Origin of the sequence: Paraburkholderia sp. MM5477-R1, assembly GCF_050436385.1 — a bacterium.
GTDB lineage: Bacteria > Pseudomonadota > Gammaproteobacteria > Burkholderiales > Burkholderiaceae > Paraburkholderia > Paraburkholderia tuberum.
Genome location: NZ_JBNDMC010000009.1, coordinates 58,084 through 74,214, shown reverse-complemented (window position 1 = coordinate 74,214; position 16,131 = coordinate 58,084). Strand labels below are relative to the sequence as shown.

Genomic DNA, 16,131 nt, shown 5'->3' with positions numbered 1-16,131 from the left:
TTGCGCGTCCCCAAGCTCCATTGGGGCTACTTCAGGCGCCGCGACGCACGCGGCCCATAGTCATGTCAGCCATAGAAATTCGTAACGTCAAGAAGCGCTACAAGGACCTGCAGGCGCTCAAGGGCGTCAGCCTCACGGTCGAAGAAGGCGAGTTCTTCGGACTGCTCGGTCCGAACGGCGCGGGCAAGACGACGCTCATCAGCATACTCGCGGGTCTCGCGCGCGCCGACGAAGGCAGCATCGCGGTGCGCGGTCACGACGTCGTCGACGATTTCCGCAACGCGCGCCGCGCGCTCGGCGTGGTGCCGCAGGAGCTCGTGTTCGATCCGTTCTTCACGGTGCGCGAAACCTTGCGCATCCAGTCCGGCTACTACGGGCTGCGCAACAACGACGCGTGGATCGACGAGATCATGGCCAATCTCGATCTCACCGAAAAGGCCGATGCCAACATGCGCGCGCTGTCGGGCGGCATGAAGCGCCGCGTGCTGGTCGCGCAGGCGCTCGTGCACCGCCCGCCGGTGATCGTGCTCGACGAGCCGACCGCGGGTGTCGACGTCGAGTTGCGCCAGACGCTGTGGAAGTTCATCTCGCGCTTGAATCGCGAAGGCCACACAATCGTGCTGACCACGCACTATCTGGAAGAAGCCGAATCGTTGTGCGACCGCATCGCGATGCTGCGCCGTGGCGAGGTCGTCGCGCTCGATCGCACCAGCACACTGCTGCAGCGTTTCGCCGGCATGCAACTGTTCGTGCGCTTCGCGCAGGGCGTGCTGCCCGCCGAGCTGCGTCCGATCGAGGCGGAAAGCGGCGCCGGCAACGGTAATGGCCGCCAGCATCTGCTGCGCCTGACGAGCTACGACGACGTCGAGCGCATCCTCGCGCAGTGCCGCGCGGCCGGTTGTACATTCGAAGAAATCGAGGTCCGCAAGGCCGACCTCGAAGACGTATTCGTTCAGGTGATGAACGGTCCAGAAGTGATCGAGGGGCTTGCATGAGCGGGTACAGTGGATTTAGCACGCTGTTTTACAAAGAACTGCTGCGCTTCTGGAAGGTGTCTTTCCAGACCGTGCTCGCGCCGGTCATCACCGCGCTGCTTTACCTGACCATCTTCGGCCACGCGCTGCGCGGCCACGTGCAGGTCTATCCGGGCGTCGAATACACGAGCTTCCTGATTCCGGGCCTCGTGATGATGAGCGTGCTGCAGAACGCGTTCGCGAATAGTTCTTCGTCGCTGATTCAATCGAAGATCACCGGCAACCTCGTGTTCGTGCTGCTGCCGCCGCTGTCGCACCACGAGATGTTCGCGGCCTACGTGCTCGCGGCCGTGGCGCGCGGGCTGTGTGTCGGCTTCGGCGTGTTCATCGTGACGATCTGGTTCGTGCCGCTCGCCTTCACCGCGCCGCTCTACATCATCGTGTTCGCGATGTTCGGCTCGGCGATTCTCGGCACGCTGGGTCTGATCGCCGGCATTTGGGCCGAGAAGTTCGACCAGCTCGCCGCGTTCCAGAACTTTCTGATCATGCCGCTCACGTTCCTGTCGGGCGTGTTCTACTCGACGCATACGCTGCCGCCCGTATGGCGCGAAGTATCGCGGCTCAATCCGTTTTTCTACATGATCGACGGCTTTCGCTATGGTTTTTTCGGCGTGTCGGATATCGACCCGCTGGTGAGCCTCGCGATCGTCGCCGGTTTCTTCGTGGTGCTGGCCGCCGTGGCGATGCGCATGCTCGCTACCGGCTACAAGCTGCGCCACTGACGAGGAGCTTCTCTCATGTTGCCGACTCCCGAACAGGTCAAACAGTACATTGCAGCTGGACTCGCGTGCGAGCATCTCGAAGTCGAAGGCGACGGTCAGCATTTCTTTGCGACGATCGTCTCGCCGAACTTCGAAGGCAAGCGCCTGATCCAGCGTCACCAACTCGTGTATGCGGCGCTCGGCGACCGCATGCGCGAAGAAATCCACGCGCTCAGCATGAAGACGCTGACGCCCGCCGAATGGCAGAACGCGTAATCTGGAAACTTAGTGCGAATTACTCAGGAAGGGCGCGACACCGCTAGCGGCGCGCCGAACACAGACAAAGCAGGTCCGGACGCGAACCGGGCCGATCAGGAACCGACAGGCATGGATAAACTCATCATTGAAGGTGGCTACCCGCTCTCCGGTGAAGTTGTCGTCTCGGGTGCGAAAAACGCGGCATTGCCGATCCTGTGCGCGGCTCTGCTGAGCGCCGATCCGGTGCATCTGGAGAACGTGCCCGATCTGCAGGACGTGCGCACGATGCTCAAGCTGCTCGGCCAGATGGGCGTGCGTATCGAAGCCGGCGAAGGGCGCGTCGCGCTCGACGCGTCGAAGGTCGACAACCTCGTCGCGCCGTACGAAATGGTGAAGACGATGCGCGCGTCGATCCTCGTGCTCGGTCCGCTCGTCGCGCGCTTCGGTCATGCGCGCGTGTCGCTGCCGGGCGGCTGCGCGATCGGCGCGCGTCCGGTCGATCAGCACATCAAGGGTCTGCAGGCGATGGGCGCCGAGATCACGATCGAGCACGGCTTCATCGAAGCGCGCGCGAAGCGTCTGAAGGGCGCGCGCATCGTCACCGACATGATCACCGTGACCGGTACCGAGAACCTGCTGATGGCGGCGGTGCTCGCCGAAGGCGAGACGGTCATCGAGAACGCAGCGCGCGAACCCGAAGTGGTCGACCTCGCGCGTCTGCTCGTCGCGATGGGCGCGAAGATCGAAGGCATCGGCACCGACCGTCTGGTGATCCATGGCGTCGACAAGCTGCACGGTGCGAAGCACACGGTGATTCCGGACCGCATCGAAGCGGGCACTTTCCTGTGCGCGGTCGCGACGGCCGGCGGCGACGTCATGCTGCGCAAGATGCGTCCGCTGCTGCTCGAAGCCGTCACCGAAAAGCTGCGCGAAGCGGGCGTCACGGTCGAGGAAGGCGACGACTGGATGCGCGTGCGCATGGACAAGCGCCCGAGCGCGGTCACGTTCCGCACCTCCGAATACCCGGCGTTTCCGACCGACATGCAGGCGCAGTTCATGGCACTCAACACGATCGCCGACGGTACGTCGCAAGTCGTGGAGACGATCTTCGAAAACCGTTTCATGCACGTCCAGGAGCTGAACCGTCTCGGCGCGAGCATCACGATCGACGGCAACACCGCGCTCGTAACCGGCGTCGAAAAACTGTCCGGCGCGAAGGTGATGGCCACCGATCTGCGCGCGTCCGCGAGTCTTGTGATCGCCGCGCTGCGCGCCGAGGGCGAGACGCTGATCGACCGCATCTATCACCTCGATCGCGGCTACGACCGCATGGAAGCGAAGCTCAATGCGATCGGCGCGAAGGTGCGCCGGGTTTCCGGGAGCGGGGCATGAGTTCGATGCCGCAAACGTCGTCGTCGCCGGCGGTCAGCGCGCCGCTCACGCTCGCGTTGTCGAAAGGGCGTATCTTCGAGGAAACGCTGCCGCTGCTCGCGGCGGCCGGCATCGAGGTAGCGGAAGATCCGGAGAGCTCGCGCAAGCTGATTCTGCCGACCACCGACCCGAACCTGCGCGTGATCGTCGTGCGCGCGACCGACGTGCCGACCTATGTCGAGTACGGCGCGGCCGACTTCGGCGTGGCCGGCAAGGACGTGCTGCTCGAGCATGGCGGCAGCGGCCTGTATCAGCCGGTGGATCTGGACATCGCGCGTTGCCGCATGTCGGTCGCGGTCGCGGCCGGTTTCGATTATGCGAACGCGGTGCGCCAGGGCGCGCGTCTGCGGGTCGCTACCAAGTATGTTGAAACCGCTCGTGAGCATTTTGCCGCCAAGGGCGTTCACGTCGATCTGATCAAGCTGTACGGTTCGATGGAACTCGCTCCGCTGGTTGGTCTCGCCGACGCGATCGTCGACCTGGTCAGCTCGGGCAATACGCTGCGCGCGAACAATCTGGTCGAGGTGGAGGAGATCATGCAGATTTCGTCGCGTCTCGTCGTGAACCAGGCAGCGCTGAAGCTCAAACGCGCCGCGTTGCGGCCGATTCTCGACGCGTTTGCCAATGCTTCGTCGAAAACCGCCGCCCCGGCGGCCTGACTGACGATGGCAATGTGACGTTGCACTGATAGCGCGCCTTACCGAAACGGATACCTGTATGTCTACCAAGATTCGCAAACTCGATTCCACCGCTCGCGACTTCCACAAGTCGCTGCATGCGGTGCTAGCGTTCGAGGCGAGCGAAGACGAAGCCATCGAGCGCGCGGTCGCGCAGATTCTGAACGACGTGAAGGCGCGCGGCGACGAGGCGGTGCTCGAGTACACGAATCGCTTCGATCGCGTCGATGCGAACAACGTGGCCGAGCTCGAACTGCCGATGGCCGAGCTCGAGGCGGCGCTCGAAAGTCTCGAGCCGAAGCGGCGCGCGTCGCTCGAAGCGGCGGCGGCACGCGTGCGCGGCTATCACGAGAAGCAGAAGATCGAGTGCGGCAGCCATAGCTGGCAGTACACCGAAGCGGACGGCACCGTGCTCGGCCAGAAGGTCACGCCGCTCGATCGCGCGGGGATCTACGTGCCGGGTGGCAAGGCCGCGTATCCGTCGTCGGTGCTGATGAACGCGATACCGGCGCGGGTGGCCGGCGTGCGCGAAATCGTGATGGTCGTGCCGACGCCGGAAGGCGTGAAGAATCCGCTCGTGCTCGCGGCGGCTCTGCTGGGTGGCGTCGATCGCGTGTTCACGATCGGCGGCGCGCAGGCGGTAGCTGCGCTCGCGTACGGCACGCAGACTGTGCCCGCGGTCGACAAGATCTGCGGCCCCGGCAACGCGTACGTCGCGTCGGCGAAGCGTCGCGTGTTCGGCACGGTCGGCATCGACATGATCGCCGGGCCGTCGGAAATCCTCGTGTTGTGCGACGGCACGACCGACCCGCGCTGGGTCGCGATGGACCTGTTTTCGCAAGCCGAGCACGACGAGCTCGCGCAGTCGATCCTGCTGTGCCCCAACGACGCGTTCATCGCGCGCGTGCAGGAAGCGATCGACGAACTGCTGCCCACCCTGCCGCGCCGCGAAGTGATCCGCACGTCGCTCGAAAACCGCGGCGCGCTGATCAAGGTGCGCGACATGGCCGAGGCCTGCGCGATCGCCAACGACATCGCGCCGGAGCACCTTGAAATTTCGGCGCTGGAGCCGCATCAGTGGGCGCAGCAGATCCGTCACGCAGGCGCGATCTTCCTTGGCCGTTACACGAGCGAGAGCCTCGGCGACTACTGCGCGGGCCCGAATCATGTGCTGCCGACGTCGCGTACCGCACGGTTTTCGTCGCCGCTCGGCGTCTATGATTTCTTCAAGCGTTCGAGCCTGATCGAGGTCAGCGCGGAAGGTGCGCAGACGCTCGGCGAGATTGCCGCGGAACTGGCATACGGCGAAGGTCTGCAAGCGCACGCACGCAGCGCCGAATACCGGATGCGGCAGAACAACAACGAACGCGGCTGAGGCGGAGCGCTGATCGCGCTGGCGCGCGGCGGAACTCAAGCAGGCGTAAGCGGGAGCAGGCGAAGCGGCGAGGGCGGCAACCGCCGCCGCATCGACCGGCTTCCATGTTTTCCGGCTTCCACCCGCTCGAGCGACGGCTCGAGCCCACCCGCCCCATTCAATAACGACGACAGAGACCAACCCGAGCGCCCCATGCCGACGACGCCGACCCGGCGTGTTTAGCGCGGCCCGGCCCCCGAACCTATGACGACACCTCAAGACATCATCCGCAGCGACGTGCTCGCAATGACGAGCTATCCGGTTCCGGACGCCACCGGCTTCATCAAGCTCGACGCGATGGAAAACCCGTTTCCGCTGCCGCCGGAACTTGCCGCGCATCTCGGCGAGCGTCTGGCCGGCGTCGCGTTGAACCGTTATCCGGCGCCGCGCCCCGAGCAGTTGATCGAGCGCATTCGTCACGTGATGGGCGTGCCGGCGGGGTGCGACGTGCTGCTCGGCAATGGCTCGGATGAAATCATCAGCATCATGTCGGTCGCGTGCGCGAAGCCGGGCGCGAAGGTGCTCGCGCCGGTGCCGGGCTTCGTCATGTATCAGATGTCGGCGAAGCTGGCGAATCTCGAATTCGTCGGCGTGCCGCTCAAAGCCGACTTCACGCTCGATACCGACGCGATGCTCGCGGCGATCGCCGAGCATGAACCGGCGATCATCTATCTCGCGTATCCGAACAACCCGACCGGCACGCTGTTCGATGACGCCGAAATCGAGCGCGTCATCGCCGCGGCGGGCAAGAGCCTCGTCGTGATCGACGAGGCGTATCAGCCGTTCGCGCAGAAGAGCTGGCTGCCGCGCGCCGACCAGTTCGACAACGTCGTCGTGATGCGCACGGTGTCGAAGCTGGGCCTCGCCGGCATTCGCCTCGGTTACCTGGTCGGCAAGCCCGCGTGGCTGACCGAGTTCGACAAGGTCCGCCCGCCGTACAACACCAACGTGCTGACGCAGGCCGCCGCTGATTTCCTGCTCGACCACATCGGCGTGCTCGATGCGCAGGCCGCGCAATTGCGCGACGAACGCGAGAAACTCGCGCAGGCGGTGGCCGCGCTGCCGGGCGCCGAAGTGTTCACTAGCGCGGGCAACTTCCTGCTCGTGCGGGTGCCCGATGCGTCGGTATTGTTCGAAACCCTGCTAACGGCGCGGATTCTGATCAAAAACGTGAGTAAAATGCATCCATTGCTGGCCAATTGCGTGCGTTTGACCGTCGGTTCGCCGAACGAGAACGCCCAGTTGCTCGCCGGCCTGAAACTCGTGTTGCGGTAACCCGCCGCATCGAGCGGCGGCACTGAGCCGCTGCGTTGAACGGCTGCACTGAGCAGCCCGCCAGTTTGTCCATCCCACATTACTAGCGCTTTTAAGCCAGATTCGAGGAATTGCCATGCGCCTTGCGGAAGTCGTTCGCAACACCAGCGAAACGCAGATCCGTGTGAAGATCAACCTGGACGGCACCGGCCAGCAGAAGCTGGCCACCGGTGTGCCGTTCCTGGACCACATGCTCGACCAGATCGCCCGCCACGGGTTGTTCGACCTCGAGATCGAAGCGCATGGCGACCTGCATATCGACGATCATCACACGGTCGAAGACACCGGCATCACGCTCGGCCAGGCCGTCGCGAAGGCGATCGGCGATCGCAAGGGCATCCGCCGCTACGGCCTTTCCTACGTGCCGCTCGACGAAGCGCTGTCGCGCGTCGTGATCGATTTTTCCGGCCGTCCGGGCCTCGAATTTCACGTGCCGTTCACGCGCGCGCGCATCGGCACGTTCGACGTCGACCTGTCGATCGAATTCTTCCGCGGCTTCGTCAACCATGCCGGCGTGACGCTGCACATCGACAACCTGCGTGGCATCAACGCGCACCATCAGCTCGAAACGGTGTTCAAGGCATTCGGGCGTGCGCTGCGCATGGCCGTCGAACTCGACGAGCGCGCGGCCGGACAGATTCCGTCGACCAAGGGCAGCCTCTAACGTAACGGCCGTAGCAGGCCTTAACACGGGTTTCACCGCCTCCAACGTCTTCAGGCCACTCACCTTCAGGCGATTCATCGGGCAGGACCGCATTTGCCGGCACGTCGTTTGACGCCGCGCGGCGGCATCGATGGATCGAGGGCAGAGCGGCCAAACTTGAAATGAAAACTTCGATAGCGATTGTGGATTACGGAATGGGCAACCTGCGCTCGGTTGCCCAGGCACTGCGTAAAGCGGCGCCGGAAGCGGAGGTGGCGATCGTCGATCGTCCGGAAGCGATCCGCTCGGCCGACCGCGTGGTGCTGCCGGGCCAGGGTGCGATGCCCGACTGCATGCGCAGTCTCGGCGCGTCCGGTTTGCAGGAAGCGGTCGTCGAGGCGTCGCGCAGCAAGCCGCTGATGGGCGTGTGCGTCGGCGAGCAGATGCTGTTCGACTGGAGCGCCGAGGGCGACACGCCGGGTCTGGGTCTGTTGCCCGGCAAGGCGGTGCGCTTCGAGCTCGAAGGCCAGGTGCAGGACGACGGCTCGCGCTTCAAGGTCCCGCAGATGGGCTGGAACCGCGTGCGTCAGGCGCAGCCGCATCCGCTGTGGGACGGTGTCGCCGACAACGCGTTCTTCTACTTCGTGCACAGCTACTACGTGGTTCCGGACAACCCGGCGCATACGTCGGGCGAAACGGTCTACGGCGTGCCCTTTACCTCGGCGGTAGCGCGGGATAACATCTTTGCCACCCAATTCCACCCTGAAAAGAGCGCCGAGGCGGGTTTGCGCGTGTATCGCAACTTCGTGCACTGGAACCCGTGAACGCCTTTTTTCATCCCGTTGCCGCGCGCGCGTCGCGCGGTGCCGCGGTCCCGCATCCGACCGGCGCCCCACTGGAGCGCCGAACGAGTTGTACTAAACTAGCGAGACGGTATTGCGGCGGGCTGACTCGCCAGCCGCTGCCGCCGACCTTCAATCCACTCCCAGATAACACCCGATTGCTATGCTGCTGATTCCCGCCATCGACCTGAAAGACGGTCAGTGTGTACGCCTCAAACAGGGCGATATGGACCAGGCGACGATTTTCTCCGAGGAACCGGCGGCAATGGCCCGACATTGGGTCGACCGCGGCGCGCGTCGTCTGCATCTCGTCGATCTGAATGGCGCGTTCGCCGGCAAGCCGAAGAACGGCGATGCAATCCGGGCGATCATCGATGAAGTGGGCGGCGCGATTCCGGTTCAGTTGGGCGGTGGCATCCGCGACCTGAACACGATCGAGCGCTATCTGGACGACGGTTTGTCGTACGTGATCATCGGCACGGCCGCGGTGAAGAACCCGGGCTTTCTGCAGGACGCGTGCACCGCGTTCGGCGGTCACATCATCGTCGGCCTCGACGCGAAAGACGGCAAGGTCGCCACCGACGGCTGGAGCAAGCTGACCGGTCACGAAGTGGCCGACCTCGCGCGCAAGTTCGAGGACTACGGCTGCGAGTCGATCATCTACACCGACATCGGCCGTGACGGCATGCTGCAAGGCATCAACATCGAAGCGACGGTGCGCCTTGCGCGCGCGGTCAAGATTCCGGTGATCGCGAGCGGCGGTCTGTCGAACCTCGCGGACATCGAATCGCTGTGCGAAGTCGAAGGCGAGGGCATCGAGGGCGTAATCTGCGGTCGCGCGATCTATTCGGGCGACCTCGACTTCGCGGCCGCGCAGACGCTCGCGGACAAGCTGCGCGAAGCGGACGACGCTTAAGCACGGCGTCGGCTGCGCGTGCTGGGCAGGTTGCGCGGGCCGCCGGCGTTGCGCTCGTGTCGGCTTGCGGCGCTCGTTCGAACGATGGCTTGCCTGTAACGCGCGTCGCACGATCAAGCGCCCGGAACCTCGCCAGCTTCCGGCCGGCACCTCACTCGCGGCGCGACGCAACCGCTCGCGCCGGCACCGTGCCGCTTGCCCGCAAGCGAGCGGCCTCATCAGCGGTATTGGCAGAATTGCACGATCATGGCTCTAGCTAAACGCATCATCCCCTGTCTCGACGTCACCGCGGGCCGCGTGGTCAAGGGCGTCAACTTCGTCGAACTGCGCGACGCGGGCGACCCGGTCGAAATCGCGCGCCGTTACGACGATCAGGGCGCCGACGAACTGACGTTCCTCGACATCACCGCGACCTCGGATCAGCGCGACCTGATTCTGCCGATCATCGAGGCGGTCGCTTCGCAGGTGTTCATTCCGCTGACGGTCGGCGGCGGCGTGCGCGCGGTCGAAGACGTGCGGCGCCTGCTGAACGCGGGCGCCGATAAGATCAGCATGAATTCGTCGGCGGTAGCGAATCCGCAACTCGTGAAGGACGCGACCGACAAATACGGCTCGCAGTGCATCGTCGTCGCGATCGATGCGAAGTGCGTGTCGGCCGACGGCGAAACGCCGCGCTGGGAAGTGTTCACGCACGGCGGCCGCAAGGCCACCGGTCTCGATGCGGTCGAATGGGCGCGCAAGATGGCCGAGTTGGGCGCGGGCGAAATCCTGTTGACAAGCATGGATCGCGACGGCACCAGGAGCGGCTTCGACCTTGCGCTCACGCGCGCGGTGTCGGACGCGGTGCCGGTGCCGGTGATCGCCTCGGGCGGCGTCGGCAATCTGCAGCATCTCGCCGACGGCATCAAGAGCGGTCACGCGGACGCGGTGCTCGCCGCGAGCATCTTCCACTATGGCGAACACACGGTCGGCGAGGCCAAGCGCTTCATGGCCGATCAGGGCATTTCGGTGAGGTTGTGACGTGACGAATCCTTCGGCAGTGAACTGGCTCGACAAGGTCAAGTGGGACGCGAACGGCCTCGTGCCGGTGATTGCGCAGGAAGCGTCGACGAACGACGTGCTGATGTTCGCGTGGATGAACCGCGAGGCCCTCGCGAAGACCGTCGAGACCGGCCGCGCGGTGTATTTCTCGCGCTCGCGCCAGCGCCTGTGGTTCAAGGGTGAGGAGTCGGGCCACGTGCAGCATGTGCATGAAGTGCGACTCGATTGCGACGAAGACGTCGTGCTGCTGAAAGTCGAGCAGGTATCGGGCATCGCGTGCCATACCGGCCGCCACTCGTGCTTTTTCCAGAAATTCGAAGGCTCGGTGGACGATGGCGACTGGCTGGCCGTCGATCCCGTGCTGAAAGACCCCGAACACATCTACAAATGACGCAATCCACGCAAAACCCGTCGCCCACCACGGCTTCCACGCTCGACACGCTGCTGCGCCTCGCGGCGGTGATCGACAGCCGCAAGGGCGGCGATCCGGACATCTCGTATGTATCGCGCCTGTTCCACAAGGGCGACGACGCGGTGCTGAAAAAGATCGGCGAAGAAGCCACCGAAGTCGTGCTGGCCGCGAAGGACGTGCGCCAGGGCGGCGCACCGAAGGCGCTGGTCGGCGAGGTTGCGGACCTGTGGTTCCACTGCCTCGTGATGCTGTCGCATTTCGATCTGAGCCCCGCCGACGTGATCGCCGAACTCGAGCGTCGCGAAGGCCTGTCGGGCATCGAGGAAAAGGCGCTGCGCAAGAGCCGCGAGCGCGAGGAAAACGGCGACTGAGCAGCCGGAGCGGAAATCTGGCGTTTCCGCTTGAAGTCGCGCGCGCCGGCACCAATATAGCGGTAACCGCACCTCCGGGAGGGCGCAAGCATGGAACAGCCGCAGGGAAGCTATCCGCCGCCGGTCTACCGCCACGCGATGGAGCCTGAGCGCGAGCGCAGCCTGCGCACGCTCACGCACGTGCTGTACGCGCTGTATGCGGTCCACTGGCTGACCGGCGGGCTCACCATTCTGGTCGCGATCATCATCAACTACGTCAAACGGTCGGACGTGGCCGGCACGCCGTACGAAGCGCACTTCGAATGGCAGATCCGCACGTTCTGGCTGGGCCTCGTCGGTTACGCGATCGGCGCGTTGCTTCTGCTCGTCGTGATCGGCATTCCGGTGCTGTGGGCAGTCAGCATATGGATGTTGTACCGTATTATCAAAGGCTGGCTGTATCTGTACGATAACAAGCCGTTCGCGAATCCGGCCAGTTGGGTCTGAACGCTAGCCGGTCCGTATGGGCGGGCCGGCTTTCGGATCGAACCTCGGCGCGGGCGGCTTCGCTCGCCCAAGTCATACCGCGTCAGGAATATGATGAGTCACGATCCGAACTGCCTTTTCTGCAAGATTGCCGCTGGCGAAATCCCGTCGACCAGGGTCCACGAAGACGACGAGTTCGTCGCCTTCCGCGACATCCGTCCGGCGGCCGAAACGCATGTGCTGGTGATTCCTCGCAAGCACATTGCAACGCTGTCGAACTGCACGGAAAGCGACGCGCCTCTGCTTGGTAGAATGCTTGTCCTGGCCGCGCGACTGGCCGAACAATTGGGGGTCGCGTATAACGGCGGCGAAACGGGCTTTCGCACGGTAATCAATACCGGTCCGGGCGGTGGTCAGGAGGTGTATCACCTGCACGCGCACATTCTCGCGGGACCGCGTCCCTGGCAACGCATGGGCTGAGCGCCGGTTCACGCGTCATGCGCGCTGCGTGGCAAGTGCGCACCGCCGCGAGTTTTGGTCGAGGACAATAGCGCCTTCGTTGTTTTTACCGCTGTGTAATAACGTCGACGCGATCGTGTGGCCACAATGACAGGCGAAGATGGCCGCATTGCGAGCGAGGCGGTGCAGCCTGATGTAACGTAGAGATATATCGAGACGAAGCGCACGCGCTTCAGGTTATGCAAATTGGCCGCATCAAGATGCGGCGCCGGGGTTAAGGAGAGTAGTCATGGGTTCGTTGAGTATTTGGCATTGGTTGATCGTTCTGTTGATCGTCGCGCTCGTGTTCGGCACGAAGAAGCTGCGCAACATCGGCAGCGATCTGGGCGGCGCCGTGAAGGGCTTCAAGGAAGGCATGAAGGAAGCCGATTCGTCGTCGGCCGACGCGCAACAGCAGCAGCGCGAGCTGCCGCGCAACGGCGCGGTGGACGTCGAAGCGAAGGAAAAGACGCAGCAATCGAGCGATTACCGCTAAGCCGCGGCCTTCGCGCCGTTCCCGCGTTTCTGACGGACATTCCACTTCATGCTGGACCTCGGTCTAACCAAGATGGCGCTGATCGGCGTCGTCGCGCTGGTCGTCCTCGGGCCTGAGCGCCTGCCGCGTGTCGCTCGCACGGCCGGCGCGCTGTTCGGCCGCGCACAGCGGTACATCAACGACGTCAAGGCCGAAGTCACGCGCGAAATCGAGCTCGACGAATTGCGGCGCATGAAGACCGAGTTCGAGAAGGCCGCGAGCAATGTCGAAACGGCAGTTCAGGACAATCTGCGCAAGCACGAGAATGAACTGAACGAAGCATGGAATAGCGGTACGTCGGTATCGCCGAGCATCGCCGGCGGCGCACTCGAAGACGCCGGCAGCGGAGCCAGCGGCAGCGCGGGTGCCACCTCGTGGCCCGTCAGTACGCCGGCCGCCGCGCCCAAACGCAAGACCTGGCGCGTCCAGCAGAGCGCCACGCCCACCTGGTACAAGCGAGCGAGCCTGCGGCGCACGCGCGTGCAGTCGGGCGCCGCGCGCGTTGCGCGGCACACACCTGCCAACCTGCGTCGTCCGACGCGGTTTTTCTGATGTTCAGATCGACAATCCCCAACCGAGGGCCGGTGTGAGCGACCCCCAGCAATCCCAGAACGAAGGCACTGAAGAGACCTTCATTTCCCACCTCGTCGAACTGCGTGACCGCATCATCCGTGCGGGGCTCGCTGTCGTCGTCGTGTTCATCGGGCTCGTGTACTGGGCGCCGGACATCTTCAAACTGCTCGCCCGTCCGCTGATGATGAATCTGCCGAAGGACGGCAAGATGATCGTCACCGACGTCACCGGCTCGTTCTTCGTGCCGATGAAGGTGACGATGCTGGTCGCCTTCGTGATCGCGCTGCCGGTCGTGCTGTACCAGATCTGGGCGTTCGTCGCGCCTGGGCTCTATCAGCACGAGAAGAAGCTCGTCGCGCCGCTCGTCGCGAGCAGCTACACGCTGTTCCTGTGCGGCATGGCGTTCGCGTACTTCGTCGTGTTTCCGACCATCTTCCGCGTGATGGCGCACTACAATGCGCCGCTCGGCGCGGAGATGACAACCGATATCAACAATTACCTGAGCTTCGTGCTGACGATGTTCATCGCGTTCGGCGTCACGTTCGAGGTACCGATCGTCGTCGTGCTGCTGGTGCGGATGAACGTGGTGACGCTGAAGAAGCTGAAGGAGATCCGGCCGTATGTGATCGTCGGCGCGTTCGTGGTGTCGGCCGTCGTAACGCCGCCGGACGTGTTTTCGCAGCTGATCCTCGCGGTTCCGCTGATTCTGCTGTACGAAGCTGGCATCGTCGCGGCGCGGTTGATCGTCGGCAAGCAGCCGGTGGTCGTGGAGGATGCGAGTCCGCCGCCGTCCAGTTGAGGTGTCGCGAGTCAGTGCCGGGTGTCAAATGAAAAAGGGCAGTTCATTGCGGACTGCCCTTTTTCATTGCGTGGAATCGCGGCGTTAGCTTCAACCGCCTTCGTCATCCGGCTGATCGCCGCCGCCGTTGTCGTCTTCCGTCTGTTTCGGCGGCGGCGGGCGTTTGCCGATCTTCACGTCGAGATCGATCTGATGACCTTTGCGCACCAGATGCACTTTCGCCGCCGTACCGGGCTTGATCTGCGCGATCACGTTCAACAGACGCGTGGTATCGGTGATCACCTGGCCGTTTACGCTCGTCAAGATGTCGCCGGGCTTGATGCCCGCGCGGTCGGCCGGGCCGCTTTTCAGCACGCCCGCGACAATCGCGCCCGACTTCTGATCGAGCCCGAACGACTCCGCGATTTCCGGCGTGACGTCCTGCGGTTCGACGCCGATCCAGCCGCGCGTGACCGTGCCGGTCGTAATGATGCTCTCGAGCACGCTGCGCGCGGTCGACACCGGAATCGCGAAGCCGATGCCGAGCGAGCCGCCCGAGCGCGAGTAGATTGCGGTGTTGATGCCGAGCAGGTTGCCGTTCACGTCGACGAGCGCACCGCCCGAATTGCCGGGGTTGATCGGCGCGTCGGTCTGGATGAAGTTTTCGAACGTATTGATGCCGAGGTGGTTGCGGCCGAGCGCGCTGACGATGCCCATCGTTACGGTCTGCCCGACGCCGAACGGATTGCCGATCGCGAGCACGACGTCGCCGACGCGGGTCTGGTCCATCCGGCCGAGCGTGATGGTGGGCAGATCGGTCATATTGACCTTGAGCACGGCCAGATCGGTTTCGGGGTCGATGCCGATGACCTTCGCGCTGGCGGTGCGGCCATCGGCGAGCGCGATTTCGATCTGATCGGCGCCGTCGACGACGTGCTGGTTCGTTAGAATGTAACCTTCCGAACTCACTATCACGCCTGAGCCGAGATTCGAGGCAGGCTGCTCCTGCTGCTTGCGATTGTTCCTGTCGCCGAAGAAGTAGCGGAACAGCGGGTCTTTGGCGCGCGGGTCGGGAGGCAGCGAGCCATCCTTGCTGGAGAACACGTTGACGACCGCGGGCATGGCCTTTTGCGCCGCTTCGGCATAGGACGTTTCGGCATGGCCAGTGCCGATGCCCGGCGCCACTTCCCGTAGCGCGACGATCGGTTCGGCGAGTTGTCTGCCGAATTGTCCTTGACGCTGCAGCCACTGCGGTTTGAGGGTCGCAATGATGAACATCAGCGCCAACAGCACCGTCACCGCTTGGGCAAATAACAGCCAGAAGCGTCTAAGCATCTGAAGACTAGAGGTCTATATGGATCGGATTGAACTTGAATTGTACTTGAACAATCTCCTTGAAACCGCGCGCTTCAAGGACTATTGCCCGAACGGATTGCAGGTCGAAGGACGCCGCCGGATCAACAAGCTCGCGACCGGCGTGACCGCGTCGGTGGCCTTCCTGGAGGCCGCGCTCGACTGGGGCGCGGACGCCGTGCTGGTCCATCACGGCTACTTCTGGCGCAACGAGGCACCGCAGATCACTGGCCGCAAACATGCTCGTTTGAAGCTGCTGCTCGCCAACGACCTGAACCTGTTCGCCTACCATCTGCCGCTCGACGATCATCCCGAGTTCGGCAACAACGCGCAGATCGGCGAGAAGATGGGCTGGATCAGCGACGCGCGTTTCGGCGACAACGATCTCGGCTGGCTCGCCACGCTGCCAATGCCGATCACGCTGTCGCACCTCACCGCGGAGATCGCGCAGACACTGGGCCGCACGCCGCTCGTGTTCGGCGATCCGGATATGGAGCTGCGCCGCGTCGGCTGGTGCACGGGCGCCGCGCAAGGCATGTTCGACGCGGCGATCAACGCGGGTGTCGACGTCTACGTGACCGGCGAGGTATCGGAGTCGGTCATGCATACGGCGGCGGAAAGCGGCGTCGCGTTTCTGGCAGCTGGCCACCACGCGACCGAGCGCTTCGGCGTGCAGGCGGTGGGCAAGCATCTGTCCGAATCGTTCGATATCGAACATCTGTTTATCGATATCCCCAATCCCGTTTGAATTGCGAATTGCATTAACGAAGAACAAAGCAGGAATACCGCAGAAGGCACTTAAAAGGAGGTGCGAAAAAGTTTGCGATCGGTACGGACAAACCCTGAGTTATCAAGGGCTTCGCACGGTTTTTGGC

20 protein-coding genes are annotated in these 16,131 nt (G+C 63.8%); 19 read left to right on the top strand and 1 reads right to left on the bottom strand.

Annotated elements, in window-relative coordinates; all coding sequences use genetic code 11:
* The first annotated feature begins 62 nt into the window (after positions 1-62).
* From OKW35_RS43295 to tatC, 18 genes are all read left to right on the top strand, one after another.
* The gene (locus tag OKW35_RS43295) at positions 63-995 is read left to right on the top strand and encodes an ABC transporter ATP-binding protein (RefSeq protein WP_429555281.1); all 933 of its coding nucleotides are present in this window, start codon (positions 63-65) and stop codon (positions 993-995) included.
* Positions 992-1,756 (top strand): ABC transporter permease, encoded by a 765-nt coding sequence (locus OKW35_RS43290; protein WP_184052306.1) that lies wholly within the window; start codon positions 992-994, stop codon positions 1,754-1,756. The genes OKW35_RS43295 and OKW35_RS43290 overlap by 4 nt, the downstream gene beginning before the upstream one ends.
* Positions 1,757-1,771: 15 nt before the next feature.
* Positions 1,772-2,011, top strand: coding sequence for a BolA family protein (locus tag OKW35_RS43285; RefSeq protein ID WP_008918725.1), 240 nt, complete (start codon positions 1,772-1,774; stop codon positions 2,009-2,011).
* A gap of 111 nt (positions 2,012-2,122) precedes the next feature.
* Positions 2,123-3,385 (top strand): UDP-N-acetylglucosamine 1-carboxyvinyltransferase, encoded by a 1,263-nt coding sequence (gene murA, locus OKW35_RS43280; protein WP_090802097.1) that lies wholly within the window; start codon positions 2,123-2,125, stop codon positions 3,383-3,385.
* On the top strand, positions 3,382-4,083 hold the full coding sequence (hisG, locus tag OKW35_RS43275) for an ATP phosphoribosyltransferase (protein WP_090802096.1): 702 nt from the start codon (positions 3,382-3,384) through the stop codon (positions 4,081-4,083). The genes murA and hisG overlap by 4 nt, the downstream gene beginning before the upstream one ends.
* Before the next feature lie 58 nt (positions 4,084-4,141).
* The gene (hisD, locus tag OKW35_RS43270; protein WP_429490330.1) at positions 4,142-5,476 is read left to right on the top strand and encodes a histidinol dehydrogenase; all 1,335 of its coding nucleotides are present in this window, start codon (positions 4,142-4,144) and stop codon (positions 5,474-5,476) included.
* A 243-nt stretch (positions 5,477-5,719) separates the two neighbouring features.
* On the top strand, positions 5,720-6,790 hold the full coding sequence (hisC, locus tag OKW35_RS43265) for a histidinol-phosphate transaminase (RefSeq protein ID WP_187612910.1): 1,071 nt from the start codon (positions 5,720-5,722) through the stop codon (positions 6,788-6,790).
* 115 nt (positions 6,791-6,905) lie between these two features.
* A complete protein-coding gene (gene hisB, locus OKW35_RS43260; protein WP_429555280.1) occupies positions 6,906-7,493 on the top strand; it encodes an imidazoleglycerol-phosphate dehydratase HisB in 588 nt (195 codons plus the stop codon).
* A gap of 161 nt (positions 7,494-7,654) precedes the next feature.
* Entirely contained in the window at positions 7,655-8,296 is a 642-nt protein-coding gene (hisH, locus tag OKW35_RS43255; protein ID WP_429356236.1) for an imidazole glycerol phosphate synthase subunit HisH, read from the top strand.
* Between the two features lie 181 nt (positions 8,297-8,477).
* Complete coding sequence (gene hisA, locus OKW35_RS43250; RefSeq protein WP_090802089.1) at positions 8,478-9,230, top strand: 1-(5-phosphoribosyl)-5-[(5-phosphoribosylamino)methylideneamino]imidazole-4-carboxamide isomerase; 753 nt, start codon at positions 8,478-8,480, stop codon at positions 9,228-9,230.
* A 246-nt stretch (positions 9,231-9,476) separates the two neighbouring features.
* Positions 9,477-10,250 (top strand): imidazole glycerol phosphate synthase subunit HisF, encoded by a 774-nt coding sequence (hisF, locus tag OKW35_RS43245; protein ID WP_184065581.1) that lies wholly within the window; start codon positions 9,477-9,479, stop codon positions 10,248-10,250.
* 1 nt (position 10,251) lies between these two features.
* Positions 10,252-10,662, top strand: coding sequence for a phosphoribosyl-AMP cyclohydrolase (gene hisI, locus OKW35_RS43240; protein WP_184065584.1), 411 nt, complete (start codon positions 10,252-10,254; stop codon positions 10,660-10,662).
* Positions 10,659-11,054, top strand: a complete 396-nt coding sequence (locus OKW35_RS43235) for a phosphoribosyl-ATP diphosphatase (protein ID WP_184065588.1) — start codon at positions 10,659-10,661, stop codon at positions 11,052-11,054. The genes hisI and OKW35_RS43235 overlap by 4 nt, the downstream gene beginning before the upstream one ends.
* Before the next feature lie 90 nt (positions 11,055-11,144).
* Complete coding sequence (locus OKW35_RS43230) at positions 11,145-11,540, top strand: DUF4870 family protein (RefSeq protein WP_184035804.1); 396 nt, start codon at positions 11,145-11,147, stop codon at positions 11,538-11,540.
* Between the two features lie 93 nt (positions 11,541-11,633).
* On the top strand, positions 11,634-11,999 hold the full coding sequence (locus tag OKW35_RS43225) for a histidine triad nucleotide-binding protein (protein ID WP_184035806.1): 366 nt from the start codon (positions 11,634-11,636) through the stop codon (positions 11,997-11,999).
* 268 nt (positions 12,000-12,267) lie between these two features.
* Positions 12,268-12,513, top strand: coding sequence for a Sec-independent protein translocase subunit TatA (gene tatA / locus OKW35_RS43220; RefSeq protein ID WP_090802080.1), 246 nt, complete (start codon positions 12,268-12,270; stop codon positions 12,511-12,513).
* A 48-nt stretch (positions 12,514-12,561) separates the two neighbouring features.
* Entirely contained in the window at positions 12,562-13,104 is a 543-nt protein-coding gene (tatB, locus tag OKW35_RS43215; RefSeq protein ID WP_090802078.1) for a Sec-independent protein translocase protein TatB, read from the top strand.
* A gap of 34 nt (positions 13,105-13,138) precedes the next feature.
* Positions 13,139-13,924, top strand: a complete 786-nt coding sequence (gene tatC, locus OKW35_RS43210) for a twin-arginine translocase subunit TatC (protein WP_018420078.1) — start codon at positions 13,139-13,141, stop codon at positions 13,922-13,924.
* A gap of 90 nt (positions 13,925-14,014) precedes the next feature.
* Here tatC and OKW35_RS43205 read toward each other — a convergent pair whose 3' ends face one another.
* Entirely contained in the window at positions 14,015-15,238 is a 1,224-nt protein-coding gene (locus OKW35_RS43205) for a Do family serine endopeptidase (RefSeq protein WP_429555279.1), read from the bottom strand.
* 19 nt (positions 15,239-15,257) lie between these two features.
* Here OKW35_RS43205 and OKW35_RS43200 point away from each other — a divergent pair, with 19 nt between their 5' ends.
* Positions 15,258-16,004 carry a Nif3-like dinuclear metal center hexameric protein gene (locus OKW35_RS43200; RefSeq protein WP_090802074.1) on the top strand — a complete coding sequence of 249 codons (747 nt, stop codon included), beginning with the start codon at positions 15,258-15,260 and terminating at the stop codon, positions 16,002-16,004.
* Positions 16,005-16,131: the final 127 nt, after the last annotated feature.